The organism is Pseudomonas protegens, assembly GCF_013407925.2.
GTDB lineage: Bacteria > Pseudomonadota > Gammaproteobacteria > Pseudomonadales > Pseudomonadaceae > Aquipseudomonas > Aquipseudomonas fluorescens_AP.
Genome location: NZ_CP060201.1, coordinates 4,207,229 through 4,232,120, shown reverse-complemented (window position 1 = coordinate 4,232,120; position 24,892 = coordinate 4,207,229). Strand labels below are relative to the sequence as shown.

At 64.9% G+C, this 24,892-nt stretch carries 25 protein-coding genes and 1 pseudogene; 10 read left to right on the top strand and 16 right to left on the bottom strand.

The features are described from left to right. Positions 1-38: 38 nt before the first annotated feature. The 3 genes from GGI48_RS19625 to GGI48_RS19615 all read right to left on the bottom strand — a co-directional run bounded on the left by GGI48_RS19625 (position 39) and on the right by GGI48_RS19615 (position 2,092). Positions 39-1,052, bottom strand: a complete 1,014-nt coding sequence (locus GGI48_RS19625; RefSeq protein WP_179599658.1) for a FecR family protein — start codon at positions 1,050-1,052, stop codon at positions 39-41. Between the two features lie 63 nt (positions 1,053-1,115). Beyond that, positions 1,116-1,637: an RNA polymerase sigma factor gene (locus GGI48_RS19620; RefSeq protein ID WP_179599656.1), complete on the bottom strand. Its 522-nt coding sequence runs from the start codon at positions 1,635-1,637 to the stop codon at positions 1,116-1,118. Positions 1,638-1,759: 122 nt separating this feature from the next. After that, positions 1,760-2,092: a DUF2442 domain-containing protein gene (locus GGI48_RS19615; RefSeq protein ID WP_313771299.1), complete on the bottom strand. Its 333-nt coding sequence runs from the start codon at positions 2,090-2,092 to the stop codon at positions 1,760-1,762. 288 nt (positions 2,093-2,380) lie between these two features. Here GGI48_RS19615 and aroQ point away from each other — a divergent pair, with 288 nt between their 5' ends. Both aroQ and GGI48_RS19605 read left to right on the top strand, forming a co-directional pair. Next, entirely contained in the window at positions 2,381-2,830 is a 450-nt protein-coding gene (aroQ, locus tag GGI48_RS19610) for a type II 3-dehydroquinate dehydratase (RefSeq protein WP_016967261.1), read from the top strand. Next, on the top strand, positions 2,827-3,681 hold the full coding sequence (locus GGI48_RS19605) for a shikimate dehydrogenase (protein WP_179599654.1): 855 nt from the start codon (positions 2,827-2,829) through the stop codon (positions 3,679-3,681). The genes aroQ and GGI48_RS19605 overlap by 4 nt, the downstream gene beginning before the upstream one ends. A gap of 121 nt (positions 3,682-3,802) precedes the next feature. Here the strand turns inward: GGI48_RS19605 and GGI48_RS19600 are convergent, their stop codons facing one another. From GGI48_RS19600 to quiC, 3 genes are all read right to left on the bottom strand, one after another. Then, entirely contained in the window at positions 3,803-4,027 is a 225-nt protein-coding gene (locus GGI48_RS19600; protein ID WP_016967259.1) for a hypothetical protein, read from the bottom strand. Between the two features lie 99 nt (positions 4,028-4,126). After that, a complete protein-coding gene (locus tag GGI48_RS19595; RefSeq protein ID WP_016967258.1) occupies positions 4,127-4,804 on the bottom strand; it encodes a TetR/AcrR family transcriptional regulator in 678 nt (225 codons plus the stop codon). A 104-nt stretch (positions 4,805-4,908) separates the two neighbouring features. Then, positions 4,909-6,819, bottom strand: a complete 1,911-nt coding sequence (gene quiC, locus GGI48_RS19590) for a 3-dehydroshikimate dehydratase QuiC (RefSeq protein ID WP_179599652.1) — start codon at positions 6,817-6,819, stop codon at positions 4,909-4,911. A gap of 526 nt (positions 6,820-7,345) precedes the next feature. Between quiC and GGI48_RS19585 the strand changes: the two genes are divergently transcribed. The 3 genes and pseudogenes from GGI48_RS19585 to GGI48_RS31535 all read left to right on the top strand — a co-directional run bounded on the left by GGI48_RS19585 (position 7,346) and on the right by GGI48_RS31535 (position 10,388). Further along, positions 7,346-8,680, top strand: a complete 1,335-nt coding sequence (locus GGI48_RS19585) for an MFS transporter (RefSeq protein ID WP_047306195.1) — start codon at positions 7,346-7,348, stop codon at positions 8,678-8,680. Positions 8,681-8,765: 85 nt separating this feature from the next. Continuing rightward, positions 8,766-9,485: pseudogene (locus tag GGI48_RS31540) on the top strand (MCP four helix bundle domain-containing protein); the annotation flags it as partial. A 39-nt stretch (positions 9,486-9,524) separates the two neighbouring features. After that, on the top strand, positions 9,525-10,388 hold the full coding sequence (locus tag GGI48_RS31535) for a methyl-accepting chemotaxis protein (protein ID WP_409565406.1): 864 nt from the start codon (positions 9,525-9,527) through the stop codon (positions 10,386-10,388). A 6-nt stretch (positions 10,389-10,394) separates the two neighbouring features. Here GGI48_RS31535 and GGI48_RS19575 read toward each other — a convergent pair whose 3' ends face one another. From GGI48_RS19575 to GGI48_RS19560, 4 genes are all read right to left on the bottom strand, one after another. Beyond that, positions 10,395-11,273, bottom strand: a complete 879-nt coding sequence (locus GGI48_RS19575; RefSeq protein WP_016966405.1) for a DMT family transporter — start codon at positions 11,271-11,273, stop codon at positions 10,395-10,397. A 101-nt stretch (positions 11,274-11,374) separates the two neighbouring features. Then, a complete protein-coding gene (locus GGI48_RS19570) occupies positions 11,375-12,190 on the bottom strand; it encodes a sugar phosphate isomerase/epimerase family protein (RefSeq protein ID WP_179599648.1) in 816 nt (271 codons plus the stop codon). A 7-nt stretch (positions 12,191-12,197) separates the two neighbouring features. After that, the gene (locus GGI48_RS19565) at positions 12,198-13,250 is read right to left on the bottom strand and encodes a Gfo/Idh/MocA family protein (protein ID WP_179599646.1); all 1,053 of its coding nucleotides are present in this window, start codon (positions 13,248-13,250) and stop codon (positions 12,198-12,200) included. 261 nt (positions 13,251-13,511) lie between these two features. Then, complete coding sequence (locus GGI48_RS19560; RefSeq protein WP_016966407.1) at positions 13,512-14,291, bottom strand: IclR family transcriptional regulator; 780 nt, start codon at positions 14,289-14,291, stop codon at positions 13,512-13,514. A 300-nt stretch (positions 14,292-14,591) separates the two neighbouring features. On the opposite strand from GGI48_RS19560, the gene GGI48_RS19555 reads away from it, so the two are divergent. Then, positions 14,592-15,440, top strand: coding sequence for an aldo/keto reductase (locus GGI48_RS19555; RefSeq protein WP_047306200.1), 849 nt, complete (start codon positions 14,592-14,594; stop codon positions 15,438-15,440). A gap of 80 nt (positions 15,441-15,520) precedes the next feature. Here the strand turns inward: GGI48_RS19555 and pcaG are convergent, their stop codons facing one another. From pcaG to pcaQ, 3 genes are all read right to left on the bottom strand, one after another. Beyond that, entirely contained in the window at positions 15,521-16,126 is a 606-nt protein-coding gene (gene pcaG, locus GGI48_RS19550) for a protocatechuate 3,4-dioxygenase subunit alpha (RefSeq protein ID WP_103739985.1), read from the bottom strand. A gap of 10 nt (positions 16,127-16,136) precedes the next feature. Next, on the bottom strand, positions 16,137-16,856 hold the full coding sequence (pcaH, locus tag GGI48_RS19545) for a protocatechuate 3,4-dioxygenase subunit beta (protein WP_016963847.1): 720 nt from the start codon (positions 16,854-16,856) through the stop codon (positions 16,137-16,139). A 103-nt stretch (positions 16,857-16,959) separates the two neighbouring features. Then, a complete protein-coding gene (gene pcaQ, locus GGI48_RS19540; RefSeq protein ID WP_179599644.1) occupies positions 16,960-17,889 on the bottom strand; it encodes a pca operon transcription factor PcaQ in 930 nt (309 codons plus the stop codon). A 139-nt stretch (positions 17,890-18,028) separates the two neighbouring features. Here pcaQ and GGI48_RS19535 point away from each other — a divergent pair, with 139 nt between their 5' ends. Further along, positions 18,029-18,919 (top strand): neutral zinc metallopeptidase, encoded by an 891-nt coding sequence (locus GGI48_RS19535; protein WP_179599642.1) that lies wholly within the window; start codon positions 18,029-18,031, stop codon positions 18,917-18,919. After that, the gene (locus GGI48_RS19530; RefSeq protein ID WP_179599640.1) at positions 18,920-19,891 is read left to right on the top strand and encodes an alpha/beta hydrolase; all 972 of its coding nucleotides are present in this window, start codon (positions 18,920-18,922) and stop codon (positions 19,889-19,891) included. A gap of 31 nt (positions 19,892-19,922) precedes the next feature. Here the strand turns inward: GGI48_RS19530 and GGI48_RS19525 are convergent, their stop codons facing one another. From GGI48_RS19525 to GGI48_RS19515, 3 genes are all read right to left on the bottom strand, one after another. Then, complete coding sequence (locus GGI48_RS19525) at positions 19,923-20,516, bottom strand: HAD family hydrolase (protein WP_179599638.1); 594 nt, start codon at positions 20,514-20,516, stop codon at positions 19,923-19,925. Then, on the bottom strand, positions 20,513-21,382 hold the full coding sequence (tesB, locus tag GGI48_RS19520) for an acyl-CoA thioesterase II (RefSeq protein ID WP_016963843.1): 870 nt from the start codon (positions 21,380-21,382) through the stop codon (positions 20,513-20,515). Before tesB ends, GGI48_RS19525 begins: the two co-directional genes overlap by 4 nt. A gap of 103 nt (positions 21,383-21,485) precedes the next feature. Further along, positions 21,486-22,055: a GNAT family N-acetyltransferase gene (locus GGI48_RS19515; RefSeq protein ID WP_016963842.1), complete on the bottom strand. Its 570-nt coding sequence runs from the start codon at positions 22,053-22,055 to the stop codon at positions 21,486-21,488. Positions 22,056-22,129: 74 nt separating this feature from the next. Between GGI48_RS19515 and GGI48_RS19510 the strand changes: the two genes are divergently transcribed. Then, complete coding sequence (locus GGI48_RS19510) at positions 22,130-23,050, top strand: histone deacetylase (RefSeq protein WP_179599636.1); 921 nt, start codon at positions 22,130-22,132, stop codon at positions 23,048-23,050. A gap of 587 nt (positions 23,051-23,637) precedes the next feature. Continuing rightward, on the top strand, positions 23,638-24,885 hold the full coding sequence (locus GGI48_RS19505; protein WP_179599634.1) for a TIGR03862 family flavoprotein: 1,248 nt from the start codon (positions 23,638-23,640) through the stop codon (positions 24,883-24,885). The last annotated feature ends 7 nt before the right edge of the window (positions 24,886-24,892 follow it).

Below are 24,892 nucleotides of genomic sequence, written 5' to 3'. Positions count from 1 at the left end.
AATTATTTTTCAGGGATAGGGAAAGAGGCCCGCAGGCCTCAGTAAATCAGGCTGACGCCGGCCAGGTCGAAACGTTGCACCTGCAGCTCCTGGGTCAGGGTGACCAGAGCGGCGTCGAGCATGTCCAGGCGAAAGACACCGCTGACCTGCCGCTGAGCCAGGGCACTGCTGGTCAGCACCACGCGCCCGGGGCGATAGCGATTGAGGCGCTCCACCACCAGGCCCAGGGGCTGGCGCTCGAACACCAGCACCCCGCGCCGCCAGCTGGTGGCCCGTTGCAGGTCGAGCCCGTCGAGGGCGACCACGCCCGACTGCGGGTCATAGCGCACGCTCTGCCCCTCTTGCAGCACCCGCTCGGAGGCACCGCGTTGCGCCGCAGCCTCCAGGCTCACCGCGACACTGTGCTGCAACACGCCGACCCAGGCTTGTTGAGCGCTCTCACGGCCGACCACGAAACGGGTGCCCAGGGCCCGGGTCTGGCCGCCGGCGCTGTGCACGATGAAGGGGCGCTTTTCCGCGCCGACCATGGGCGCCACGTCAAACACCGCTGAGCCGGCCAGCAGCTGGATCTGGCGTTTTTCATCGCTGAAATCCAGACGAATGGCACTCTCGGAATCCAGCTCCACGGTGCTGCCATCGGCCAGTTGCACGCTGCGCACCTGGCCCTTGCCGGTCAGGTAGTCGGCCTGCAGGTACAGCAGTGCCTGCGGCCCTTGCAGCCAGCCCAGGGCAGCCACCAGCACCAACATGGCCGCACTGGCAACTTGTGGCAGCAGACGTCGGCGGCGCGGCCGAGGCGCCGCCGTCGCCGGCCTTCCCGCCTGACGCCGTGACGACGCCGGGCCAGCCAGCTCCGGATCCAGGCGCAACTCGCCCAGGGCGTCCCAGGTCTGCCGGGCGAACACCAGGGCCTGGGGGTGACGCGGGTCGGCGGCCTGCCACTGGGCAAGCTGCGCCTGCTCGACGGCGCTCAGGCCTCCCGCGTGCAAACGCACCGCCCAGTCAGCGGCGGCCTCGGTGATACTGCGCTCTTGCGGACCCTGGCTATTCACGTGTGAATCTCGATTTCTCGTTATATATAAGCAGTGACGTCTGACCGCGACTTTTCCCGTAACTCACTGGTCGACCGGCCGACCGTCGGTAGCCTGCAGGCGTTGCATCACATAGGCCAGTGCCCGGGCCAGGTGCTTTTGCACCGAGCTGTCGGAAATGTTCAGGTGCCGCGCCACCTCGGCGTGGGTCAGGCCTTCGATACGGTTCAGGCGAAAGATTTCCCGGGTCCGCGGGGGCAGCTCGGTGATCGCCTGTTTCAGTGCCTTGCGCTGTTGCTGCGCCATCGCCTGAGCCTCCAGCCCGGCCGCCTCATCCTCGATGTCGGCCAGCACTTCATGGGGCACGGTCTGCGTCTTGCGCCGCGCTTCCTGGCGTACATGGTCGATCAGCAGGTTATTCGCCGTGCGGTAGAGATAGCCCTGGGAGTTGTCGATACGCTCGCCGCGCCGATGCTCGGCCAGCCGCAGGAAACTCTCCTGCACCAGATCAGCGGCCAACTGCGGGTCCCGTACCTTGCGCGCCAGATACCCACGCAAGGCAGTGGCATGCTTGAGAAACAGTCCCTTGAGATCCACGTCCGACAAACCGACTCCCTGGAACATGACGGAAATTGCCGGGCATCTTAAGGTCAGACGAGAATGACTTTCAATTGATATCAGTATTCATTAGCGAATGGTTCCAGCACCGACCGGCCTCACTCCGGCGTCTAGGCCGGCACCTCCACCTTGCGCGGCCGGCCGCCTTTCTTGCCATTTTGACGTGCCGCCCGGGCCTTGGCCGCGCTGCTTTGCCGACCGTTGCGAGAGGCGACCAACTGGGTCGCCAGCTTCATCAGCGGCTCGCTGGCAGACAGCAGCCCGACAATCGACACCTGCAGGTCCACGGCCTCATGGCACACCGCCGTGGCGGCAAAGCCCAACTGCAGTTGCTGCAACTGGGTGTCGCTCAGCGCCGCCAGCTCCGGATAGTTGTCCACCGGCAGATGAATCGAACTGCCATCGGCAAAGCCCAGGCACAGGCACCCGGCCGCATAGCTCAAGGTGCTGACTTACAAACCCGCGTCATGACGCGCTTCACCGCGTTCAATCGCTTGATCCAGCAACGCCTGGGTCAAGGGCACATCGACCGGCACCTCAGCATTTATTGCCGGGCAAGGCCTTGCCACGGCCATCGCCCATAACAGCGTTCGATTATCGAACACTTAATCAAGCTTCCTGGCCTAGGCTCTCGGCCATCAATTGACCAAATTAACCAGTTAGTACAATTTACCTCCCCAGCGCCTCGTACCTTCTCCCGAGGCTGACAATAACAACGGAGATCTACCCCCATGCGTCCTATCGTTCTGGTGCTCAACGGCCCGAACCTGAACCTGCTCGGCACCCGTGAACCGGCGACTTACGGCCACGAAACCCTGGCCGATGTCTCTGCCTTGTGCGGCCGTGCCGCCGAGGAATTCGGCCTGGCCGTGGAGTTTCGCCAGACCAACCACGAAGGCGAGCTGCTGGACTGGATCCACGCCGCCCGCGGGCGTTGCGCCGGCATCGTGATCAACCCCGCCGCCTGGACCCACACCTCGGTGGCGATCCGCGATGCGCTGGTGGCCAGCGAGCTGCCGGTGATCGAAGTGCACCTGTCCAACGTCCACGCCCGCGAACCCTTCCGCCATCACTCCTTTGTCTCGGGCATCGCCCTGGCGGTGATGTGCGGCTTCGGCAGCCACGGCTATCGCCTGGCGCTGGAACACTTCAGCCTGCGGTTCAAGGAGCAAGGTCTATGACAGGCCATACAGGCGTACTCGCCGGACTGATCGGTGCCGGCATCCAGGCTTCACGCACCCCGGCCCTGCACGAACACGAAGGCGACGCGCAAAACCTGCGCTACCTGTACCGGCTGATCGACCTGGACCAGTTGGGGCTCGACAGCAGCGCCCTGCCCGATCTGCTCCAAGCCGCCGAACGGATGAACTTCACCGGGCTGAACATCACCTTCCCCTGCAAGCAGAGCATCCTGCCGCTGCTGGATGAACTGTCCCCGGAAGCTCGCGGGATTGGCGCGGTCAACACCGTGGTCCTCAAGGACGGCAAGCGGGTCGGCCACAACACCGACTGCCTGGGGTTTGCCGAAGGATTCCGCCGTGGCCTGCCAGAGGTGGCCAGACGGCGCGTGGTGCAGATGGGCGCCGGCGGCGCCGGCGCGGCAGTGGCCCACGCCCTGCTCAGTGAAGGCGTGGAACACCTGAGCATTTTCGATGTGGAAAACCAGCGGGCGCAGAGTCTGGCGGACAATCTCAACCAGCACTTCGGTGCCGGCCGGGCCAAGGCCGGCAGCGACCTGTCCAGTACCCTGGCCAGCGCCGACGGTCTGGTGAACACCACGCCCATGGGCATGGCCAAGCTGCCGGGCATGCCGGTACCCGTGGAGCTGCTGCGGGCGGACCTGTGGGTGGCCGAGATCGTCTACTTCCCGCTGGAAACCGAGCTGTTGCGCAACGCCCGCGCCCTGGGTTGCCGGACCCTGGATGGCGGCACCATGGCGGTGTTCCAGGCGGTCAAGGCGTTCGAGCTGTTCAGCTGCCAGAGCGCCAACCCGCAACGGATGCTGGCGCACTTCCACAGCATGAACGGCTGAAATACGCCTGTAGCCGCTGCAGCAGGCTGCGACAGGCCCCGCAGGGGCCTCGGCATCCGTCAGGACGCTGGCGAGCCTGCGGCTCGTTCGCAGCCTTCGGCAGCGGCTACAGGAACTGCGTTTACTCGGGCTTGAGCTGCAGGCGCGCGAGCAGGCCGATCAACAGCACGTTGAAGAGAATCATCAGCAGACTGCCGAACAGGCCCACCAGATTGATCACCGAGCTCGGCAACCAGTCGAATACGCTGAACCCGGTCAGGGACAGCAGGCGCTCGCCGAACCAGAACGAGTCAACGACGATCATCAGGATCAGGATGATTTTCAGCGTGGGAACGGGGTTGCCCATGGTGCCTTCCTTGTCGAGGGGGATTGTTGTAGGAGCCGGGTGGCGATCGCGATCTTACGGGCGCTTGCGCCGGCAAGCCAGCGCCTGCGGGCAGCGGCGTCAGGCCTGCAGGTAGCGCAGTACCGACTCGCAGATCATTTCCCGATGCCGCTGCTTGATGGCTTCATCCGGCAGGTCGATCTGGAAGATCTCGCCAAAGGTATGGCGGTTCGACACCCGATAGAAACAGAACGAGCTGATCAGCAAATGCACGTCCAGCGGATCCAGGCCACTGCGGAACACCCCGTCCTGCGCGCCACGCTCAAGGATCTCGCCCAGGGCATGGAGGATGGTGTTGTTCATCGCCTTGATCACCCCGGACTGCTTGACGTACTCGGCCTTGTGGATGTTCTCGATGCTGACGATACGCACGAAATCCACATTGCGATCGTGGTGATCGAAGGTGAACTCCACCAGCCGGCGAATCGCCTCCTGCGGCGCCAGTTCCGCCAGGTGCAAGCGGCTCTCGGTACTGCGGATATCGCCGTAGAGTTTTTCCAGCACCTCGACGTACAGCTGCTCCTTGCTGCCGAAGTAGTAATAGATCATGCGCTTGGAGGTGTGGATGCGCTCGGCGATCGCATCCACCCGCGCGCCGGACAGGCCCTGCTGGACGAACTCGACAATCGCTTCTTGAAGGATGTTCTCGCGGGTCTTTTCCGGGTTGTTCTTGCGACTCTTGCGCGGTTCGAGAGCAGGCTCATCGGGCGCAATCGAGCGTTCACTGGTCATTGTCATTCTGGGCTCACGGCCATCACTGCACACGCGGGCGATTATGGGCCGCGTCCTGTCGCGAAAGAAAGCACAGAGGCGGTGGATTGCCGCCTCCGCTTACCAATGCGCTACAACTTGGCCTGGCGCACCGCGCCACTGCGGGACTTGGCCATGGCCGCCAGACGCACCGCCACGTTGGCCGCGCCATAGCCGGCGTAGCCGTTCTTGCGCTGGATGAGCTCGAAGAAAAAGCGCCCCTCGAAGGGTTCGGTGTAGACATGGAACAGCTCACCGCCCTGGGCATCGCGGTCATACAGGACGTTGTAGTAGGCCAGTTCGCTGAGAAATTCATCGTCGAAATCAAAGCGCGCGGCCAAATCGTCGTAGTAATTGAGCGGGATATCCAGCAGCGGCACCCCGGCCTGCTTGGCCCGGCTGACCTCGGTGAAGAGGTCGTCGCAATCAAAGGCGATGTGATGCACCCCCGAGCCGCGATAGCTGGACAGCGCGTGGGAGATTGCCGTGTTGCGGTTCTCCGAGATGTTCAGCGGCAAGCGGATCGAGCTGCAACGGCTGCGCAAGGCGCGGCTTTTCACCAGGCCATAGGGATCGGGCAGCACCACTTCGTCATCGGCCTCGAAATCCAGCAGGCTCTTGTAGAACAGCGCCCAGCTGTCGAGGCTGTCCGCCGGCAGGGCCATGGCCATGTGGTCGATGCGCTTGAGGCCGCCCTTGGCTTGCACATCGTCATGCATGTTGAAGTCGGTGTCGTACAGGTGCTGGCCGCCCTGCTGCGGGTCCACCAGGTAGATCAGGCTGCCATCGGGCTCGCGCACCGCCGCCAGCTCCAGCTCGTTAGGGCCCACCAGGCCGCGATAGGGCTGGCCCTTGTAGGCCACCGCCCGCTCCAGGGCCTTGGCGCTGTCCTTGACCCGGATCGCCGTGGCACACACCGAAGGGCCATGGGCCTCGAAGAAGCTGTGGGCGAAGGAATAGGGCTCGGAGTTGAGGATCAGGTTGATATCGCCCTGGCGCATCAGGCTCACGTTCTTGGAACGATGCTGTCCGGCCTTGGCAAACCCCAGGCGTTCCAGCCAGCTGCCCAGCTTGGCGCCCAGGGCATCGTCCACCGCGAACTCAAGGAACTCGGTGCCGCCATAGGCTTCAACCGCCGGCGGGGCGAACAGGATGTCCAGGTTGGGCACCGGCTGCGCTTCCTGCAACAGGCGCTCGCGGGTCTTCTCCTCCAGGTACAACAGGGAACGCAGGCCGTCGGCGGCATTGGCCCGCGGCGGCGCGGCGCGAAAACCGTCGTTGAAGATTTCCAGGGACAGCGGCCCGGTGTAGCCGCTCTTGATGATCGGCGCCAGGAACCCCGGCAGGTCGAATTCACCCTGGCCCGGGAAGCAGCGGAAATGCCGGCTCCACTCCTGCACGTCCATGGCCAGGATCGGCGCGTCGGCCATCTGCACGAAGAAGATCTTGTCCCCGGGAATCTCGGCAATCGCCGCCGGGTCGCCCTTGAGCGACAGGGTGTGGAAGCTGTCCAACAACACCCCCAGGCTTGGGTGATCGGCGCTGCGCACGATGTCCCAGACCTGTTGATAGGTATTCACATGGCGGCCCCAGGCCAGGGCCTCGTAGCCGATGCGCAAGCCACGGGCGCCGGCTCGCTCGGCCAGCAGGTGCAGGTCGTCGATGAGGATCTGCCGCTCGCCGAGGCTGTCGGCCTGGGCATTGCTGCACACCAGCACCAGGTCGGTGCCCAGTTCCTGCATCAGGTCGAATTTGCGTTCGGCACGTTCCAGGTTGCGTGCCAGGCGATCGCGGCGGCAACCCTCGAAATCCCGAAACGGCTGGAACAGGGTGATGGCGATCCCCAGATCGGCGCACATCTGCCTGATTTCCCGCGGGCTGCCGTCGTAATAGAGAAGGTCGTTCTCGAAAATCTCCACCCCGTCGAAGCCGGCGGCGGCGATGGCTTCGAGTTTTTCCGGCAGGGTGCCGCTCAAGGAAACGGTGGCAATGGAACGCTGCATGATTCAACTCCCGGGAAATGACGGCCGGTGGCGCCCGAGCCTTTTATTCGATGTGGCGGATTATTCCACAGCATGATTTAAAGTGTACGAACCAGTTAGTTTTGTGTTCGATTATCGAACAGAATGCCGATTGGCGAATTGACGATTTTTCGGCCACTGCGCACCATCGACAGCACATTGAGCCGCCCCGGAAACCGCGGCTTCAATCGCCCAGACCCAGAACACACCATAAAAATTTCAAAAATCGGGTACACCCTCATGCTTGCACTCAACGCCCCGCCCTGCTGCTCATCCCTTTGGCTTGCGCCTGGAACGACCTCAACCGGCCTCCTGGATCACGACGCGCTACAGCCCTGAGCTGCGCTCGACCCGATGACGTTCGTCCGCCTGCTGCAACGCCGCAACGACGAACCTACCCAGCCGATCAATCACCCAGTCCCTGGCTGACATGCCCCACTGACGATTGATCACGCGCCCTTGAGTTCCGACGAGCCCTGGCTCGTCAGTCACTGAACGGATGGCTTACATGACTCCTTCTCAAAGCTCTCGCATCGCCCCGAGCCTCGGTGCTGCCAGCGGCATCGGCGACAAGATCCGCGGCGCCATGGCCGTCGGCAAGACCCGCTGGGGCATGCTCGCCCTGGTGTTCTTCGCCACCACCCTGAACTACATCGATCGCGCCGCCCTGGGCGTGATGCAGCCGATCCTGGCCAAGGAAATGAGCTGGACGGCGATGGACTACGCCAACATCAACTTCTGGTTCCAGGTCGGCTACGCCGTGGGCTTCGTGCTCCAGGGCCGGCTGATCGACCGGATCGGCGTGAAGCGGGTGTTCTTCTTCGCCGTGCTGCTGTGGAGCCTGGCCACCGGCGCCCACGGCCTGGCCACTTCGGCGGCGGGCTTCATGGTCTGCCGGTTCATTCTCGGGCTCACCGAAGCCGCCAACTACCCGGCCTGCGTGAAGACCACGCGCCTGTGGTTCCCGGCCGGCGAACGCGCGGTGGCCACCGGGATCTTCAACGCCGGGACCAACGTCGGTGCGATGTTCACCCCGATGCTGCTGCCGCTGATCCTCCACGCCTGGGGCTGGCAAGCGGCGTTCCTGTGCATGGCCGCGCTGGGCGGCGTCTGGCTGCTGTTCTGGGGCCTGAAGTACTTCAACCCGGAAGACCACCCCAGCGTCAAAGCCTCGGAACTGGCCTACATCCAGCAACAAGTAGAACCCGAGCCGACCCGCGTGCCCTTCAGCCGCATCCTGCGCATGCGCGGCACCTGGGCCTTCGCCCTGGCCTACTCGCTGACCGCGCCGGTGTTCTGGTTCTACCTGTACTGGCTGCCGCCGTTCCTCAACCAGCAGTACAACCTGGGGATCAACGTGACCCAGATGGGCATCCCGCTGATCATCATCTACCTGACCGCCGACTTCGGCAGCGTCGGTGGCGGCATCCTCTCCTCGTTCCTCATCGGTCGCGGCATGAACCCGATCAAGGCGCGGCTGCTGTCAATGTTCCTGTTCGCCTGCTGCATCATCGGCGTGATCATGGCCGCCGGCACCGCCAACCTGTGGCTGGCCGTGTTCGCCATCTCCCTGGGGATCGGCGCCCACCAGGCCTGGACCGCCAACATCTGGAGCCTGGTGATGGACTACACGCCCAAGCACATGATGAGCACCGTGTTCGGCTTCGGCGGCATGTGCGCGGCCATCGGCGGCATGTTCATGACCCAGATCGTCGGCCACATCCTCACCGTCACCAACAACAACTACACCCTGCTGTTCACCCTGATCCCGGCCATGTACTTCATTGCCCTGACCTGGATGTACTTCATGGCCCCGCGCAAGATTCCCCACGTAGAAGACTGATGCTCCCCTCGCGCAGGTCCGGTCCCGGGCCTGCGCTTTTTTATCTGCACCCCTCCCTTTTTTTTCCACACTCGGAGTACGTCCCATGACGCTGGGTAACCTGAGCATCGCCAAACGCGCCGTGATCAGCTTCGGCGTGATTGCCCTGCTGGTCCTGCTGCAGGGGCTGTTCGCCCTCAAGCAAGTGGCCGAAGTCCGCGCCACCGGCCAGCACACCGAAAACATTTCCCTGCCCAGCACCCGCTACCTGGGTGAAGTGCGCGACTACGTGTTGAGCATCCGCGTGCTCAGCCTGCGCATGGCCCTCAACCGCGAACCCAAGGTGCTGGAAGCCACCGTGGCCCGCCTGCATCAGGTACAAGCCTGGCTCGACCAGGCCCTGGCCAGGTTCGCGCCGCTGGTGGGCGATCACAACCGGGCGCAATACCAGACATTCCTTGCCACGGTAAAAAGCTACCAACAGGCCCTGGCCCAGTACGAAGCCCTGTCCCAGGACAATCGCAGCAGCGAGATGACGGCCCTGCTCAACGGCAAGATCCAGGATTACTCGACCCAGACCGGCGACCAGTTCGCCGAACTGATGAACCTGACCGCCGAGGAAGTCAGCCAGTCGGCCCAGCACGCCGACGCGCTGTACACCCAGGTAAAAATCACGGTGATCGGCGCCCTGATCGCCGTCGCCCTGCTGACCCTGTGCCTGGCCTGGCTGTTGATTCGCAGCATCGTCGTGCCCATCCGCCAGGCCGTGGGCGTGGCCGAGCAAGTGGCCGCCGGCGATCTGGGCCGACCGATCCACAGCGAGGGCCGCGATGAAACCGCGCGCCTGCTCAAGGCCCTGGCCAGCATGCAGGCCAGCCTACGGGAAACCCTGCAACTGATCAGCAGCACCTCGACCCAACTGGCCGCCGCCGCGCAACAGATGAGCCAGAGCACCCACCAGGACTCCAGCCGCCTGCAGCAGCAACACAACGAAATCGAGCAAGCCGCCACAGCCGTCAACGAGATGACCGCGGCCGTCGAGGAAGTGGCGCGCAACGCGGTGTCCACCTCCGACACCACTCGCCAGTCCACCACCCAGGCGACCCAGGGGCAGGCCCGGGTGATCGAGACCCTGGATTCGATCCAGGCCATGAGCAGCGATGTCGGCACCGCTCTGCAGCAAGTGCAGACCCTGGCCGAGCAGTCACGGGAAATCGGCAAGGTGCTGGACGTGATCCGCGCCATTGCCGAACAGACCAACCTGCTGGCCCTGAACGCCGCCATCGAGGCCGCGCGGGCAGGGGAAGCCGGCCGTGGTTTTGCCGTGGTGGCAGACGAAGTGCGGGCCCTGGCCCATCGCACCCAGCAGTCGACCCAGGAAATCGAACAGATGATCGGCCGGGTCCAGGGCGACACCGACAGCGTGGTGCAGTCCATGCACGGCAACAGCCAGCGGGTGGCCCAGACCCTGTCCATCGCCGAACAGGCCGGGCTGGCCCTGGAGCAAATCACCCGGGCCATGGAGCAGATCCACGAGCGCAACCTGGTGATCGCCAGTGCCTCGGAAGAACAGGCCCAGGTGGCCCGTGAAGTGGACCGCAACCTGCTGAACATCCGCGACCTGTCCCTGGAAAGCGCCGACGCCGCCACGCGCACCAACGCCACCAGCCAGGAGCTGTCGCACCTGGCGGCCGGCCTGCAGAACCTGGTGGTGCGCTTCCGCTTCTGAATCGTCTCAGCGGCGGCGTTGCTGCCAGGCCGCCGCCAGCCCGCTGAGGCAGATCACGGCGATGCCCACCTGGGTGATCAGCGTCGGCGTATGGCCGAACAACAGCCAGCCCAGTAGCCCGGCAAAGACAATCTGGCAATAGCCGAAGGGCGCTAGCAGCGCCGGCGCCGCATGGCGAAAAGCCTGGGTCAGGAACAGGTGGGCGCTCATGCCACAGGCGCCCAGCGCCAGCATCAGCACGCCATGGAAGAACCCGGGGGTCTGCCAGAAGAACGGCACCAGCGCCGTCATCACCAGGGTGTTGCACAGCCCGGCGAAGAAGTTGCTGGTGGTGGGGCTGTCATGCTCGGCCAGCTTGCGGGTCAGCAGTTGATAGAAGCAGAAGAACAGCGCCGAGCAGAACGGCAGCAACACCGCCGGCGTGAACAGCTCGCCGCCCGGATGGACAATGATCAGCACCCCGACAAAGCCGCAGATCACCGCCAGCCATTGGCCGCGGGTCACCTGCTCGCCAAGCAAGGGCACCGACAACGCGGTAACCAGCACCGGCGCGAGAAAGTTGACCGCCGTGGCCTCGGCCAGGGGAATGAACAACAGCGCCGAAGTGAACAGCAAACTGGTGCTCAACAGGCATAAGGCCCGCAGCAGTTGCAGCAGCGGCCGCTTGCTGCGCAGCACCCGCAGGCCGGATTGCGGCAGGAAGATCCCTGCCATCAGCAAGGTATGGATCAGGTAGCGGGCCCAGACCACCATGATCACCGGGAAGAACCCCGAGAGGTATTTGGACAGGGCGTCGTGGCTGGCGAACAGGAAGGTCGCCAGGACGATCAGCAGAATGCCCTTGAAAGGCTGATTGATCCCGGAAAGGGGCGTGCTGCGGGTCATGGGCATTCCTTGAAGGTGATTGAAGACACAGCTTCGCGGTCCGCCAGCGCCTACCGGGTATTTGTAGGAGCCGGCTTGCCGGCGAAAGCCCTCCCGCCGACTCAGGTCCTGGCCAGCAGCGCGCGCGTTGCATCCAGCGCCATCTGCGCCCGCTGCAAGGCACTCACGCCCTGCTCCAGCAGCTGCACCGTGGGAATCTCCAGGCTCAGGGGCAGGTGCTGCGGCAGACACCGGAGCAACCCCGCCAGATCGCAGTCGCCCTGCCCCGGAAAGCGCCGCTCGTTACGGGCCTGACGCAGGATCTCCTGCATATCGTCCGGACGTGGCCCGGCAACGTCGCACAACTGTGCATAACGCAGGCGCGCCGGATCAACCTTGGCCAAGTCCGCCAGACGCGAACCCGAACGGTCGAAATGGAAGGCGTCCACCAGCACGCAGCCATTGTCACGACCGGCGTTTTCCACCACTCGCAGCGCCTGCTCCAGGTTGCGCGCGTCGGTCCAGGGCATGAACTCCAGATGGGGATGCAAGCCATACTGCCGCGCCAGATCGCACAAGGCGGCAAAGTTGTCGGTCAGGCGCGCCTCATCCGGGTCATTGCCCGCCACCAGCAACTCGCTGGCGGCAAACTCGGCGCCCACCGCCAGCAGCGCCTCGAAGTCGCCAACCCGGGTCTGCGGCTTGAGCCGCAGGATCTCCACATCCAGCACCCGCACGCCGCTATCGCGCAGGCGCGCCAGGGTCTGGCGGCGCAAGCCGGCATCCGCCACCAGCGGGAAGTGATGCTCCTCCGGGGTCGCCGGTTCCAGGCGTAGGCCGACATGGCTGTAGCCGGCACGGGCCGCCACCTCCACCATCTCCGGCGGCGACAGCTCCAGCACGGTCAGGCTGGCCAGGGAAAAAATCCGCTCACTCATCAGTCGTTCACTCAATAGGGGTGGGGGTGCAGGCGCGGCCCGTGGCGGCGGCCTGGCGAATCGCTTCAACCAGCGCCAGGGTACGCGCGGCATCGGCGGCGCTGACCAGCGGCGCGACTTCGCCGCGGGCGACTTGGACGAAGTGCTGCAATTGCAAGCACAGGGCCTCGCCCGGATCGAAGGCTTCCTGCTGCATCAGCAGGGGGTGATGCCAACCGGCCCCGGCCTCGGCGTAATGCCAACGCTTGAGCTGGGGAATGCTCAGCGCGCCCTCGGTGCCGGCCAGCAGGTAGCACGGCTGATCGGCCTGACGCGGATACACCGGGTTCTCCCCGGCATCCAGCTCCCAGCTCCAGGGCGCGGCCACCGCATCGGAACCGGTCAGGCTGCCCAGGGCGCCGTTGTCGAACTGCATCAGCACCGCGGCGCAGTCCTCGTTGGCGTAGCCGCGCACGCGGTTGCTGGTGATGGCCTGCACTTGTCGCACTTCGCCGCACAGGTGGCGCAGCAGGTCGAGGTCGTGGATCAGGTTGGTCAGCAACATCCCGGCCCCGGCCTCGCGGCGCCAGGGGATGTCGAAGTAGCTCTCGGGTTTTTGCAACTGCCAGAGCGCGGTGACCGTGGTCAGCCGGCCCAGGGCGCCACCGCGCACCAGTTCATGGGCCCGGGCGATCAGCGGGTTGTGGCGCCGATGATGGCCCACCAGCACCGGCACGCCCGTGGTGCGCGATGCCGCCACCAGCTCGCGCACTTCATCCAGGTTCACGCCCACCGGTTTTTCCAGCAGCACCGGCACGCCTGCCGCCAGACAATCCAGGGCGGTGCTGACATGGAGGTTGTTGGGATTGGCGACGATTACCGCATCCGGTCGCACCTCCTGGAGCAACGTCCGGTGATCGCGAAAATGCGGCACCTGCCATTGCCCGGCGATGGCTTGCGCCTGGGGCCCCGGATCGGCCACGGCGCACAGCCTGGCCTCGGCCAGGGTCTTGAGGTGCTGGTAATGCTGCTGCCCCATATTGCCGACGCCGATCAGGGCAATGCGCAGTGGCGGGTTCAATGGCGAATCCTCTTGTGATTGTTATTGGGAGGCTGAAATTCAATTATTTAGAACTCAGTTCCAATTTCACACAAGAGGGATAAAAAATACCGTCCGATTATCGAACGGCTTTGTGCCGAGCCGAAGCCTGTGTAGCCGCTGCCGCAGGCTGCGAACGGCTGTGCAACAGACGCGGCGATATCAAGGCCACCACCCGCCCGACGGTAGATCGACAAGCAAGGCCCTGCGGGCCTTTGCGCAGCCTCGCAGGCTCGGCAGCGGCTACAGGTTGAACAGTTCGGAAGCCTGGCTGGCGGCCGACAGTTCCTCGGCAAACTGCAACAACAGTGGCGCCAGCTCATGCAGCCGCGCCAACGGCAGGCGCGCGCTGGGACCGGCGATGCTGAGCACGCCCACCACCCGGCCATCGATGGGGTGGCGCACCACGGCGGCAATCGCCGAGGTGCCGACCGCCGAGCTTTCCTCGACCCAGGCATAGCCCTGCTCGCGGGCCAGGCGCAGGCGTTCGAGCAACTCGATGTTCGAGCGGGGGGCATTCGGTCCCAGGTCCGCCGGGGGTTCCACGCCCTGGCGCTCCACCAGCGACAAGGCCTCGGCATCGCTCAGGGTGGCCAGCCAGGCATGCCCGGAAGCGGTATAGAACAACGGCGCCTCGCGGCCCATGTCCGGGTCGTAGCGCAGGCCGGACCGGGCGCCCTGGGACTTGGCGATCCAGGTCTGGCGCTCGCCCTCGATCACCCCAAGGCGCACCAGCTCGCCGGACTCCTGGGCCAGGCGATCGAGCACCGGCTGGACAATGTCGGCGCCGCTGACCGAAAGGTAGCGAAAGCCCATGGCCACCAGCCGGGTGGACAGCTGGTAGCGCAGGTTGTCCGGGTTCTGGCGCACGTAGCCCAGGCGAATCAACTCCGCCAGCAGGCGATGGGTTGCACTCTTGGGAATCTCCAGCTGTTCCGCCAGGGTCTGCAATGGCAGGCCGCGGGGATCACCGGTAAGACGTTCGAGAACGCTGAAGACGCGTTCGATTTGACTGCCAGCCATGGTCGGGTCCCGACAAAATTTGGCCGATTCTAGTGACAACGGGCCGGTTGGGGAACTGCGCGGCAAGGTTCGATTACCGCCCAGAATCGACGCGACCGGACCTGGGAGCCCGGCACAACGCCTTGTGCGCAGGTTAGCCGAGTCCGTATATTTTTTGGAACCGGCTTCCACAAATCGACCATTCCATAGCCCTATTGGCCGGGCATCTTCTGCCCGCCCCTGCTGTCCAAGCCTCAACCATCCGCCATCGCCGCAGCCTGTCGTACCGGCAGCGCTGTTTTATCCACAGGGAGATTGCCCATGCCTCACACCGTAGATTGCCCGGTCCTGACCCACAGCGGCCTGCACATGCCCAAGCTCGGCCTGGGCACCTGGCCGATGCTCGACCAGGCATGTACCCGCGCCGTGGAACAAGCCCTGGAGCTGGGCTACCGGCACATCGACACGGCCCAGGCCTACCACAACGAAGAGGCCGTGGGCCTGGCCCTGGCCAACAGCGCAGTGCCCCGGGAGCAGATCCACGTCACCACCAAGGTCTGGTGGGACCAGTTGCAACCCGATGCCATGCGCCACTCGCTGGAACGCAGCCTGAAAGCCCTGCAAACCGACTACATCGACCTGTTCCACATTCACTGGCCGGCCAGCGACTGGGAGCTGGAGCGCAGCATCGACACCCTGGTGTCGTTCAAGGAACAGGGGCTGGTGAAGCACATTGGCGTGGCCAACTTTCCCCTGGCCCTGCTGCGCCGGGTGATCGAAGGGCTGGGCGCGCCGTTGTCGGCGATCCAGGTGGAATACCACGTGCTGCTGGGACAGAGCGGCCTGCTGGATTACGCCCGCGAACGCGATCTGGTGCTGACCGCCTATACCCCGCTGGCGCGCAACAAGGTGTCGGAGGTGGCCCAGATCCAGCAGATCGCCGCCAAGCACGGCGTGCTGCCGACCCAGGTGGCGCTCAAATGGTTGCTGGACCAGGACAACGTCGCGGCGATTCCCAAGGCCAGCAGCCGGGCCAACCAACTGGCCAACCTGGAATCCCTGAAGATTGACCTGGACGATGCCGACCGGGCGCTGATCGCCGCCCTGCCCAAGGATCAGCGTCAGGTCAGCCCGGACTTCGCTCCGGTGTGGGACCACTTCGACCACTGAAACGAAACGCCCCCTGACACCGCAGCGTGGCGTCAGGGGGCGGATTCTCGAACGCTGGCCATTCCTGGCTTGGCGATGCTTCAGAAATCGAAGAACACCGTCTCGCCTTCACCCTGGATGCGGATATCGAAACGGTAGGCACGTTGGCCATCGACCTCGCAAGGATGGGCCAGCAGGGTTTCCCGGCGCTGCGGCTGCTCGATCAGGTTCAGCACCGGGCACTGGGCGTTGGCCTCCGGCTCATCGGCAAAGTACAGCCGGGTGTGCAGGTGGATATTGATCCCCCGGGCAAACAGCGACAGGTTGATGTGCGGCGCCATGGGTACTCCGGCCGCGTTGTTCACCACCCCGGGCTTGACCGTGTTGAGGGTCCATTCCCCGGCATCGAAGGTGGTGGCGGTGCGGCCAAAGCAGTTGAACGGCTTTTCCGTGTCGAACACCGGGTCGTAGACCCCGGCATGGTCGGCCTGCCAGAACTCCAGAAAGGAGTCGCGCACCAGATGGCCGTTGCCGTCGTAGACATGGCCGATCAGCAGGATCCGCTCGCCCGGCGCATCGGGCTTGGCCATCTGGTTCCAGATTTCCTCGGGGCGGGTCGGGTTTCCCGCCGCCGCCAGGGCCAGGCCGATGTGCACGTAGGGGCCAGCCGTTTGCGAGGGGGTTTCAGGCAGCAGTTGAACAGGCATGGCAGGCTCCTCAGCAGTTCTCGAAGTGGGTCTTGCGCTGGCCGCGCAGCACGATGTCGAAGCGGTAGGCCAGGCAGTCCATGGGATTGGCGTTGCCCATGTCCAGGCGCGCGATCAGGCTTTGCACCGCATCCGGATTGGCGATGGACTTGACGATCGGGCACAGCGGAATCAAGGGGTCGCCTTCGAAATACAGCTGGGTGATCAGGCGCGTGGCAATCGACGGCCCGCTGATGGAGAAGTGGATATGCGCCGGACGCCAGTCATTGGGGCCGTTGCGCCATGGGTAAGGCCCGGGCTTGATGGTGCGGAAGCTGTAGTAGCCGTCGCGGTCGGTGAGGGCCCGGCCGACGCCGCCGAAGTTCGGGTCCAGGGGCGCCAGGTAGCGGTCGTTCTTGTGCCGGTAGCGGCCGCCGGCGTTGGCTTGCCACATCTCCACCAGGGTGTGGGGAATCGGTTTGCCGTACTGGTCGCAGACTCGCCCGGAAACGATGATCCGCTCGCCCACCGGCAAGCCGCCGTGGTTGAAGTTGAGCAGCAGGTCGTTGTCGAAGCGCCCGGTGCGCAGGTGGGAAAAGTCCGGGCCGCTGGTTTCGCTGAGCGATTGCGGAATGCTCACCAGCGCCTGGCGTGGCGAACGGGCAACCGAGGTCTTGTAGTCGGGGGTCAGGGCCTTGGGGTGCCAATTACGGTCGCGAATCACGAAGCGACTGCTGTCTGCATCAGACATGTCGTTCTCCTGTTGTTTGATTTATGGAGCGCAGCTGACGCAGTTTCAAACAAAGCAGGCGCGGGGAAAATTGAAAAGCCGCCCGCGATCTATAACCAAAAGGTTATGGATAACTGCCCTCGTGATAGGCCCGTCCCACTTCCCGGAGCACGTCCACCGCCCATTGCGCCGCCAGCGAGAGCGGCAAGCTGGCATTGCTGGAGATGCCCACCGAACCGCCGGGCTCGCGCAAGCCCAGGTCCAGTTCGCACAAGTCGCCATTGGCCAGATCCAGGCGCACCGCATCCAGCGGCGCGATCCACAGCGCATCGCTGGACAGGGTATAGCGCCGGCTCAGGGCCACCGACAGGGTTTCCAGGCGCTGTTGCGACGGGGCGATAGCGCACTGAATGAACAGGCTGTCGGCGTGCTTGCGGATGCTGGTGCCGGCCAAAGGCAGCACCAGGGGGTATTTGCTGACCGCGTCACGGGTGAAGGGACCGACCACCAGCGGATGCTCGGGGCGCGCCACCAGGGTCATGGATTCGCTGTACAGGTGCTCGAAGCTCAGGCCGTGGATCTCCGGACTCTCAGTCATGCGTCCCACCACCAGGTCCAGGTCGCCGACCCGCAGTTGCGAGAGCAGATGGGCGCTGGGGCCGGTCAGCACGCTCACGGTCAATGCCGAATGCCGCTGGTGCAGGCGCCGCATCACCTCCGGCAGCAGCAGGCTTTCCACGGTGGAGAGCACGCCGATGCGCACCAGCCCGGCGGCATATTCGCCGCCGCGCAAGCTGCTGACGCCCTCGCGCAGGGCCTGCACCGAAGGCCCGGCATAGCGCAGGAACGCCCGCCCGGCCTCGGTCAGGCTGAGGCCGGCCTTGCTCCTGGCAAACAGCCGGGTTTCCAGCAGGTCCTCCAGTTCCTTGAGGGTTTTCGACATTGCCGGCTGGCTCACCGCCAGCACATCGGCGGCTCGGGCCAGGCTGCCCTGGCGGGCCATTTCAAGAAAACACACCAGGTGACGGAATTTGATGCGGGTGTCGATGTTCAATAGCAAGCCCCGAATGAGTCTGGACCGGATCGATCCGGCGCCGGGCCATGGTAGCGTGCGCAAAAATCCCTGACGACCGGACTGGCGCCGGTCTGAGCCACCAGCAACACTGACCAGCAGAAAAAACGAGGACTCCCCCATGCTTTGGAAAAAAGGCCGGCGCAGCGACAACGTCGTCGACGTGCGAGATGACAGCAGTGGCGGTGGCGGCGGCATGCGTTTCGGCGGCGGCAAGGGGTTGAGCCTGACGGCGATCGTGCTGATCGTCGGCATCGGTTGGGCCACCGGCCAGGACCCGCTGCAGATCCTCGGGCAATTGCTCGGCCAGAGCAGCCAGACCTCGGCCCCGGCCACCCCCCAGGCGCGCAAGGCGCCACCGGCCAACGACGAGCAGGCGGAGTTCGTGCGCGCCATCCTTGGTGACACCGAAGACACCTGGGGCCAGATCTTCCAGCAGGCCGGTCGCCAGTATCAGGCGCCCAAGCTGATTCTGTTCCGTGGCCGGGTCAACTCGGCCTGCGGCGCCGCGACTTCCGCCAGCGGGCCGTTCTACTGCCCGGCCGACCGCCAGGTGTACCTGGACATGGACTTCTTCCGGGAAATGGCCCAGCGCTTTTCCGCCGCCGGCGACTTCGCCCAGGCCTATGTGATCGCCCACGAGGTCGGGCACCACGTGCAGACCCTGCTCGGCGTCTCGGCCAAAATGCAGACCGCGCGCCAGCAAGGGCGACAGATGGAAGGCGACGGCGGCTTGCTGGTGCGCCAGGAACTCCAGGCCGATTGCCTGGCCGGGGTCTGGGCCTACCACGCCCAGCAACGCCTGAACTGGCTGGAACCGGGGGATGTGGAAGAAGCCCTGAACGCCGCCAACGCCATCGGCGACGACCGCCTGCAGCAGCAAGGCCAGGGCCGGGTGGTGCCGGACTCCTTCACCCACGGCACCTCGGCGCAACGGGTGCGCTGGTTCAAGACCAGCTTCAGCCAGGGCCAGGTCGGTCAGTGCGACACTTTCGCCGCCAAGAGCCTGTAGATGGGCCGGCTGCTGATGGCGTTGCTGTGCCTGGGCTGCCTCGGCGCCCAGGCAGCGGAGCACGGAGTCAAGGTTGTCAGTCCCGAGCGCCTGGCCCTTGAGGGTGGGCAGCTGGCCCTGGGCCTGAGCCAGGACTGGCGCCAGCCGCTTCCCGGGGTACGGCGGGTGCTGATCATCGTCCATGGACGACTGCGCAATGCCCAGACCTATCTGCACAGTGGCGAAACTGCCGCCGAGCAGGCCGGGCAAGGCGTCGCGACCCTGGTGATCGCCCCACAGTTTCTCAATCAGAGCGATATCGCCCGCCATCAGTTGCCCGACGCGCTACTGCGCTGGAACGGCAATGACTGGATGGCCGGCGAGCCTGCTGCCGGTCCCGTGACCATCAGCGCCTATGCGGTGCTGGACGCCATCCTCCAGCGCCTGCAGGAGCGCAATCGCTTTCCGGCACTCAAGGAGGTGGTGATCGCCGGTCACTCCGGCGGCGCCCAGGTGGTGCAGCGTTATGCCCTGACCACCGGCAACCATCCCGAGCTGAAAGCACTCGGCATCGGCCTGCGCTTCGTGATCGCCAATCCGTCGTCCTACGCCTACTTCGATGCCACGCGCCCGGTGGCAGTCGAGCCGCTCAGTTGCCCGGGCTTCAACGACTGGAAATACGGCCTGAACCGGCTACCGGCTTATGCGGCCGGCCAGTCTCCGGCCCAGCTGGAACAGGGCTATGCGCAGCGCGACATCACCTACCTGTTGGGCCAGCAGGATATCGACCCCAACCACCCGGCCCTGGACAAGAGCTGCGCGGCCGAGGCCCAGGGCGCCTACCGGTTGATTCGCGGCCACCACTACTTCGACTACCTGATGCGGCGTCACCCGCAAGGCTTGCCACAACGGCTGGTGGAAGTGCCCGGCGTCGGGCACGACGGCGACAAGATGTTCACCTCAGCCGAAGGTCAGGCGGCGCTCTTCCAGTAGGCGCCGGCTTGCCGGCGAACGGGCCCGCCACTCAAACCGACAGCAATTCCCGCAACTGCGCGCAATCCCGGGCATGCCAATCGGTCAGCTCCGGCCAGGGGTTGTCCGGCAGGTTCACCAGCACCGTGCGCGCTCCCGCGGCGCGTCCGCAGTCCAGGTCGAAGCGGTAGTCACCGACCATGACCATGCGCTGCGGCGCCACATCCCAAGCCTCGGCCAGCTTCAGCAAACCACCGGGATGGGGTTTGGGCGGGGCCTCGTCGCGCCCCAGCACATCGGCTTCGGCAAAGCAGTCCGCCAGACCGATGGCCTCCAGGGTCACGTGGGCCAGCTCCCGGGCATTGCGGGTGAGGATGCCCAGGCGATAACCGCGCCCGGCCAGTTCCCGCACCAGTTCCACCGCCCCCGGCGCCGGGCGCGAACCCAGGGCCAGGTCGCGCTCGTGCTCCAGCAGCCAGGCGTGCTTGGCCGCGGACTCGTCCGCCGGCAAGGCCGCCAGGTGAGTGAGGATGTCGTCCTGCGGAGGAATCGACAGCGCCTGGCGAATCGCCGCGAAATCATGCACGGCGATGGTGAGGGTGCCGTCCATGTCGAACACCCAATGTTTTATTTCTGAAAGACTCATGCCCAATCCTTGCGATGACGGATCAACCCTTCCTGAGTCACCGAGGCTACCAGTTGCCCGGCACGGTTGAACACGCTGCCCCGGGAAAAGCCCCGGGAATTACCGGCCCAGGGGCTGTCCATGGCGTACAGCAGCCAGTCATCGGCCCGCAGGTCGGCGTGGAACCACAGGGCGTGATCGAGGCTCGCGACCTGCATGTCCTTCTGCCACACCGATTTGCCGTGGGGCAGCATCGAGGTGGTCAGCAGGCCGAAGTCGGAGGCGTAGGCCAGCAGGTACTTGTGCAACGCCGGGATGTCCGCCAGGGCGCCGTCGGCGCGGAACCAGACGTACTTCACCGGATCCATCGGCTGCGGGTTGTAGGGGTCCTTCTCGGTCACCGGGCGCACTTCGATGGGCTTGGGGCACAGCAGTTTCTCGCGCATGTGCTCGGGAATCAGGTGCGCGCGCTGGGTGGTGATCTCCAGCTCCGAGGGCAGGTTTTCCGGCCCGACCACCTCGGGCATGCGGCTCTGGTGCTCGAAGCCTTCTTCGTCGTACTGGAAGGAAGCGCTGCAGGTGAAGATCGGGTTGCCCTTCTGGATCGCCGTCACTCGCCGGGTGCTGAAGCTGCCGCCATCGCGGACCCGATCCACCTGGTAGACCACCGGCAAGGCGGCGTCGCCGGGACGCAGGAAGTAGCCGTGCATGGAATGCACGTGGCGTGCTTCCTCTACCGTCTGACTGGCCGCGGACAGCGACTGGCCGAGCACCTGACCACCAAACAGCTGGCGAAAACCCAAGTCCTGGCTGCGACCGCGAAACAGGTTTTCCTCGATGGCTTCCAGGGTCAACAGATCGACCAGATCATCCAGCACATGACTCATTCAGACTCTCCTCACACAAGGCAACACCGCGCAATCTCGGCTGCGGCGGTGATATCAATTGGGGCCAGGTATCTCGTCGGCACATTCTAAACGTGCGCGCCTGCTATCCATGCAAGGTTTCCAGCCATTGTTCGCGGGTAATGCGGTACAGCACATGCTCGCGCAGCGGGTGATCGGCGGCGAGTTTCGGGTGTTCGAAATCCTCCTGGGCAGCGTGATGCATGCCAATGGCCTGCATGACCTTCTGCGACGGCAGGTTGGCCCGGGTGGTAAAGGCCACGACTTCGTCCAGGGCCAGGCGGTCGAAAGCGCAACGCAAGGCAGTCCAGGCCGCCTCGCTGGCGTAACCCAGGCCCCAGTGTTCCCGGGCCAGGCGCCAGCCGATTTCCACCGCCGGGGTAAAGGGCGCTTCGAAGCCCACCTCCAGCAGCCCGGTAAAGCCGATAAAGGCGCCACTATCCTTACGCTCAAGCGCCCAGAGGCCAAAGCCATGTTCGGCGAAATGCCCGCGTATGCGCCCGATCAGCGCGGCACTTTCCAGGCGACTCAAGGGCGCGGGAAAGTAGCGCATGACCTGTGGATCGGCACACATCGCGGCAAACGCCGGCAAATCATCGTCACGCCACTGGCGCAGCAGCAGGCGCGCGCTTTCGAGTTGCAGTATTGGCTCCATCAGGCCCTCCGTTTCCGTGGGTGCAAGTCTACATCGCTGGTAGGATCCTTCACGGGTTCCTCTAAGAAAATGCCATGTCATTGCCACTGATCTATCACGACGACTACAGCCCGGAGTTCCCGCCGGAACACCGTTTCCCCATGGACAAGTTCCGCCTGCTGCGCGACCACCTGGTGGACAGCGGCCTGACCCGCAACGCCGATCTGCTGCGCCCCGAGCTGTGCCCGGCCGACATCCTCGCCCTGGCCCACGACCCGGCCTATATCGAACGCTACATGAGCGGCGAGTTGTCCCGGGAAGACCAGCGGCGCCTCGGCCTGCCCTGGAGCGAAGCCCTGGCCCGGCGCACGGTGCGCGCTGTCGGCGGCTCCCTGCTAACGGCCGAAAAGGCGCTGCAACATGGCCTGGCCTGTCACCTGGCCGGCGGCACCCATCACGCCCATTACGACTACCCGGCGGGGTTCTGCATCTTCAATGACCTGGCGGTGATCAGCCATTACCTGCTGCAAAGCGGCCGCGTGGGGCGGGTGCTGATCTTCGACTGCGACGTGCACCAGGGCGATGGCACCGCACGGATCCTGCAACATACCCCCGACGCGGTGACCGTCTCGCTGCACTGTGAAAAAAACTTCCCCGCGCGCAAGGCCCAGAGCGACTGGGACATCCCGCTGCCCATGGGCATGGGCGACGCCGACTACCTCAAGGTGGTGGACGACACCCTCAACTACCTGCTGCCGCTGTATCAGCCGGACCTGGTGCTGTACGACGCCGGGGTCGACGTGCACCAGGACGACGCCCTGGGCTACCTCAAGCTCACCGATGCCGGTGTGGCGGAACGCGACGAACGGGTCATGCGCCACTGCCTGGGCCGCGACATCCCGGTGCTCGGCGTGATCGGCGGCGGCTACAGCAAGGACCGCCAGGCCCTGGCCCGACGCCACGGCATCCTCCATCACAGCGCGCAGCGGGTCTGGGAGTCCTCAGGCTGCTACTGAACCCAGTGGCCTTACCCACATCCGCTGTGGAGCCGCTTGTGGATAACCTGGGAGAAAGCCTCGCCAGCCCCTGTTAATCGGGGGCTGCAAGCAATCGTCTGTTTTTTGATCAATGCCATCAGACGGTCACAGTGTTGTGGATCGCTTACCCCCAATCCCTGTGGAGCTGCCTGTGGATAAGCTGCGTGAAACACGCTACAGCCCTCTATCGGCGGGGCTTTCAGCGTGGTGTGTGTTTTTTGATCAGGCGCAGCGGGCGTTCGGCGACGCCGTAGCGCTTACCCCCAATCGCTGTGGAACCGCCTGTGGACAACCTGCGCGAAAGTCGCTACAGCCCACGCAGTGCAAGGCCTGCAGACAATCGACCAGTTTTTGATCAGTTTCATCAAGGTGTCATCCTGGCGTGGGCCGCTTACCCCCAATCCCTGTGGAGCCGACTGTGGACAACCTGCGCGAAAGTCGCGCCAGACCACGGGGCACAAGGCCCGCAGCCCGCTGTCTAGTTTTTGACCAGGCATCATCGACCCAGCAAGCCCCCTGCACCTCGGGTAGAATGCCCGGCCTATTTCCTCAGCCCCGCCCCTGCCATGACTGCATCGCTCTCTTCCACGCCCCACCACGTCGCGATCATCGGCGGCGGCCCCGCTGGCCTGATGGCCGCCGAGGTACTGAGCCAGGCCGGAATTCGGGTCGACCTGTACGACGGCATGCCATCGGTGGGCCGCAAGTTCCTCCTGGCCGGGGTCGGTGGCATGAACATCACCCACTCCGAAGCCTACCCGGCCTTCCTCTCGCGCTATGCCGAAAGGGCCCCGTACATCGCCCCGCTGCTGCGCGAATTCGGCGCCGAGGCCTTGTGCCAATGGATTCACGGCCTGGGTATCGACACCTTCGTCGGCAGCTCGGGGCGGGTATTTCCCACCGACATGAAGGCCGCGCCGCTGCTGCGCGCCTGGCTCAAGCGCCTGCGCGACGCCGGGGTGGTTATCCACACCCGGCACCGCTGGCTGGGCTGGAATACCGACGGCAGCCTGCGCATCCAGCATCCCGAGGGCGAACGCGCGGTAAAGGCCGATGCCACCCTGCTGGCGTTGGGTGGAGGCAGTTGGTCGCGCCTGGGTTCAGACGGTGCCTGGCTGCCCCTGCTGCAACAGCGCGGCGTGCAGGTCGCCCCCTTGCAACCGAGCAATTGCGGTTTCGAGGTCAGTGCCTGGAGCGAGTTGCTGCGCAGCAAATTCGCCGGGGCGCCGCTGAAGAACGTGGCCATCGGCCTCAATGACGACATCCCCCGGCTGGGTGAATGCGTGATCACCGCCAGCGGCATCGAAGGCAGCCTGATCTATGCCCTGTCGGCGCCGATCCGCGACAGCATCCACCGACACGGGCAAGCCACCGTTCATATCGACCTGCTGCCGGGCAAGCCTCGGGACAAGGTCCAGGCCGCCCTGGCCAAGCCGCGTGGCTCGCGCTCCATGGCCAAGCACCTGCAGAGTCAGTTGGGGATCGAGGGGGTAAAGGCCGGGTTGCTGCGGGAGCTGACAGGCGCCGACACCTTCAACGATCCGGCGCGCCTGGCGGCGGCGATCAAGGCACTGCCCTTGACCCTGGTACGCCCACGGCCCCTGGACGAAGCCATCAGCAGCGCCGGTGGCGTCACCTTCGAAGCGCTGGATGAACGACTGATGCTGGAGCACCTCCCCGGAGTGTTCTGCGCCGGGGAAATGCTCGACTGGGAAGCCCCCACTGGCGGTTACCTGCTGACCGCCTGCTTTGCCAGCGGCCGTCGGGCCGGGCTAGGAATGCTCGAATGGCTGAAAAGCAGCGGCAAGCGTTAAGCCACAA

What these genes read in the sequence shown, in the direction of transcription:
- aroQ (WP_016967261.1), top strand. Translation starts at nt 2,381, where the DNA reads ATGCGTCCTATCGTTCTGGTGCTCAACGGCCCGAACCTGAACCTGCTC.
- GGI48_RS19605 (WP_179599654.1), top strand. Translation starts at nt 2,827, where the DNA reads ATGACAGGCCATACAGGCGTACTCGCCGGACTGATCGGTGCCGGCATC.
- GGI48_RS19600 (WP_016967259.1), bottom strand. Translation starts at nt 4,027, where the DNA reads ATGGGCAACCCCGTTCCCACGCTGAAAATCATCCTGATCCTGATGATC.
- GGI48_RS19595 (WP_016967258.1), bottom strand. Translation starts at nt 4,804, where the DNA reads ATGACAATGACCAGTGAACGCTCGATTGCGCCCGATGAGCCTGCTCTC.
- quiC (WP_179599652.1), bottom strand. Translation starts at nt 6,819, where the DNA reads ATGCAGCGTTCCATTGCCACCGTTTCCTTGAGCGGCACCCTGCCGGAA.
- GGI48_RS19585 (WP_047306195.1), top strand. Translation starts at nt 7,346, where the DNA reads ATGACTCCTTCTCAAAGCTCTCGCATCGCCCCGAGCCTCGGTGCTGCC.
- GGI48_RS31535 (WP_409565406.1), top strand. Translation starts at nt 9,525, where the DNA reads ATGCAGGCCAGCCTACGGGAAACCCTGCAACTGATCAGCAGCACCTCG.
- GGI48_RS19575 (WP_016966405.1), bottom strand. Translation starts at nt 11,273, where the DNA reads ATGACCCGCAGCACGCCCCTTTCCGGGATCAATCAGCCTTTCAAGGGC.
- GGI48_RS19570 (WP_179599648.1), bottom strand. Translation starts at nt 12,190, where the DNA reads ATGAGTGAGCGGATTTTTTCCCTGGCCAGCCTGACCGTGCTGGAGCTG.
- GGI48_RS19560 (WP_016966407.1), bottom strand. Translation starts at nt 14,291, where the DNA reads ATGGCTGGCAGTCAAATCGAACGCGTCTTCAGCGTTCTCGAACGTCTT.
- GGI48_RS19555 (WP_047306200.1), top strand. Translation starts at nt 14,592, where the DNA reads ATGCCTCACACCGTAGATTGCCCGGTCCTGACCCACAGCGGCCTGCAC.
- pcaG (WP_103739985.1), bottom strand. Translation starts at nt 16,126, where the DNA reads ATGCCTGTTCAACTGCTGCCTGAAACCCCCTCGCAAACGGCTGGCCCC.
- pcaH (WP_016963847.1), bottom strand. Translation starts at nt 16,856, where the DNA reads ATGTCTGATGCAGACAGCAGTCGCTTCGTGATTCGCGACCGTAATTGG.
- GGI48_RS19535 (WP_179599642.1), top strand. Translation starts at nt 18,029, where the DNA reads ATGCTTTGGAAAAAAGGCCGGCGCAGCGACAACGTCGTCGACGTGCGA.
- GGI48_RS19530 (WP_179599640.1), top strand. Translation starts at nt 18,920, where the DNA reads ATGGGCCGGCTGCTGATGGCGTTGCTGTGCCTGGGCTGCCTCGGCGCC.
- GGI48_RS19525 (WP_179599638.1), bottom strand. Translation starts at nt 20,516, where the DNA reads ATGAGTCTTTCAGAAATAAAACATTGGGTGTTCGACATGGACGGCACC.
- tesB (WP_016963843.1), bottom strand. Translation starts at nt 21,382, where the DNA reads ATGAGTCATGTGCTGGATGATCTGGTCGATCTGTTGACCCTGGAAGCC.
- GGI48_RS19515 (WP_016963842.1), bottom strand. Translation starts at nt 22,055, where the DNA reads ATGGAGCCAATACTGCAACTCGAAAGCGCGCGCCTGCTGCTGCGCCAG.
- GGI48_RS19510 (WP_179599636.1), top strand. Translation starts at nt 22,130, where the DNA reads ATGTCATTGCCACTGATCTATCACGACGACTACAGCCCGGAGTTCCCG.
- GGI48_RS19505 (WP_179599634.1), top strand. Translation starts at nt 23,638, where the DNA reads ATGACTGCATCGCTCTCTTCCACGCCCCACCACGTCGCGATCATCGGC.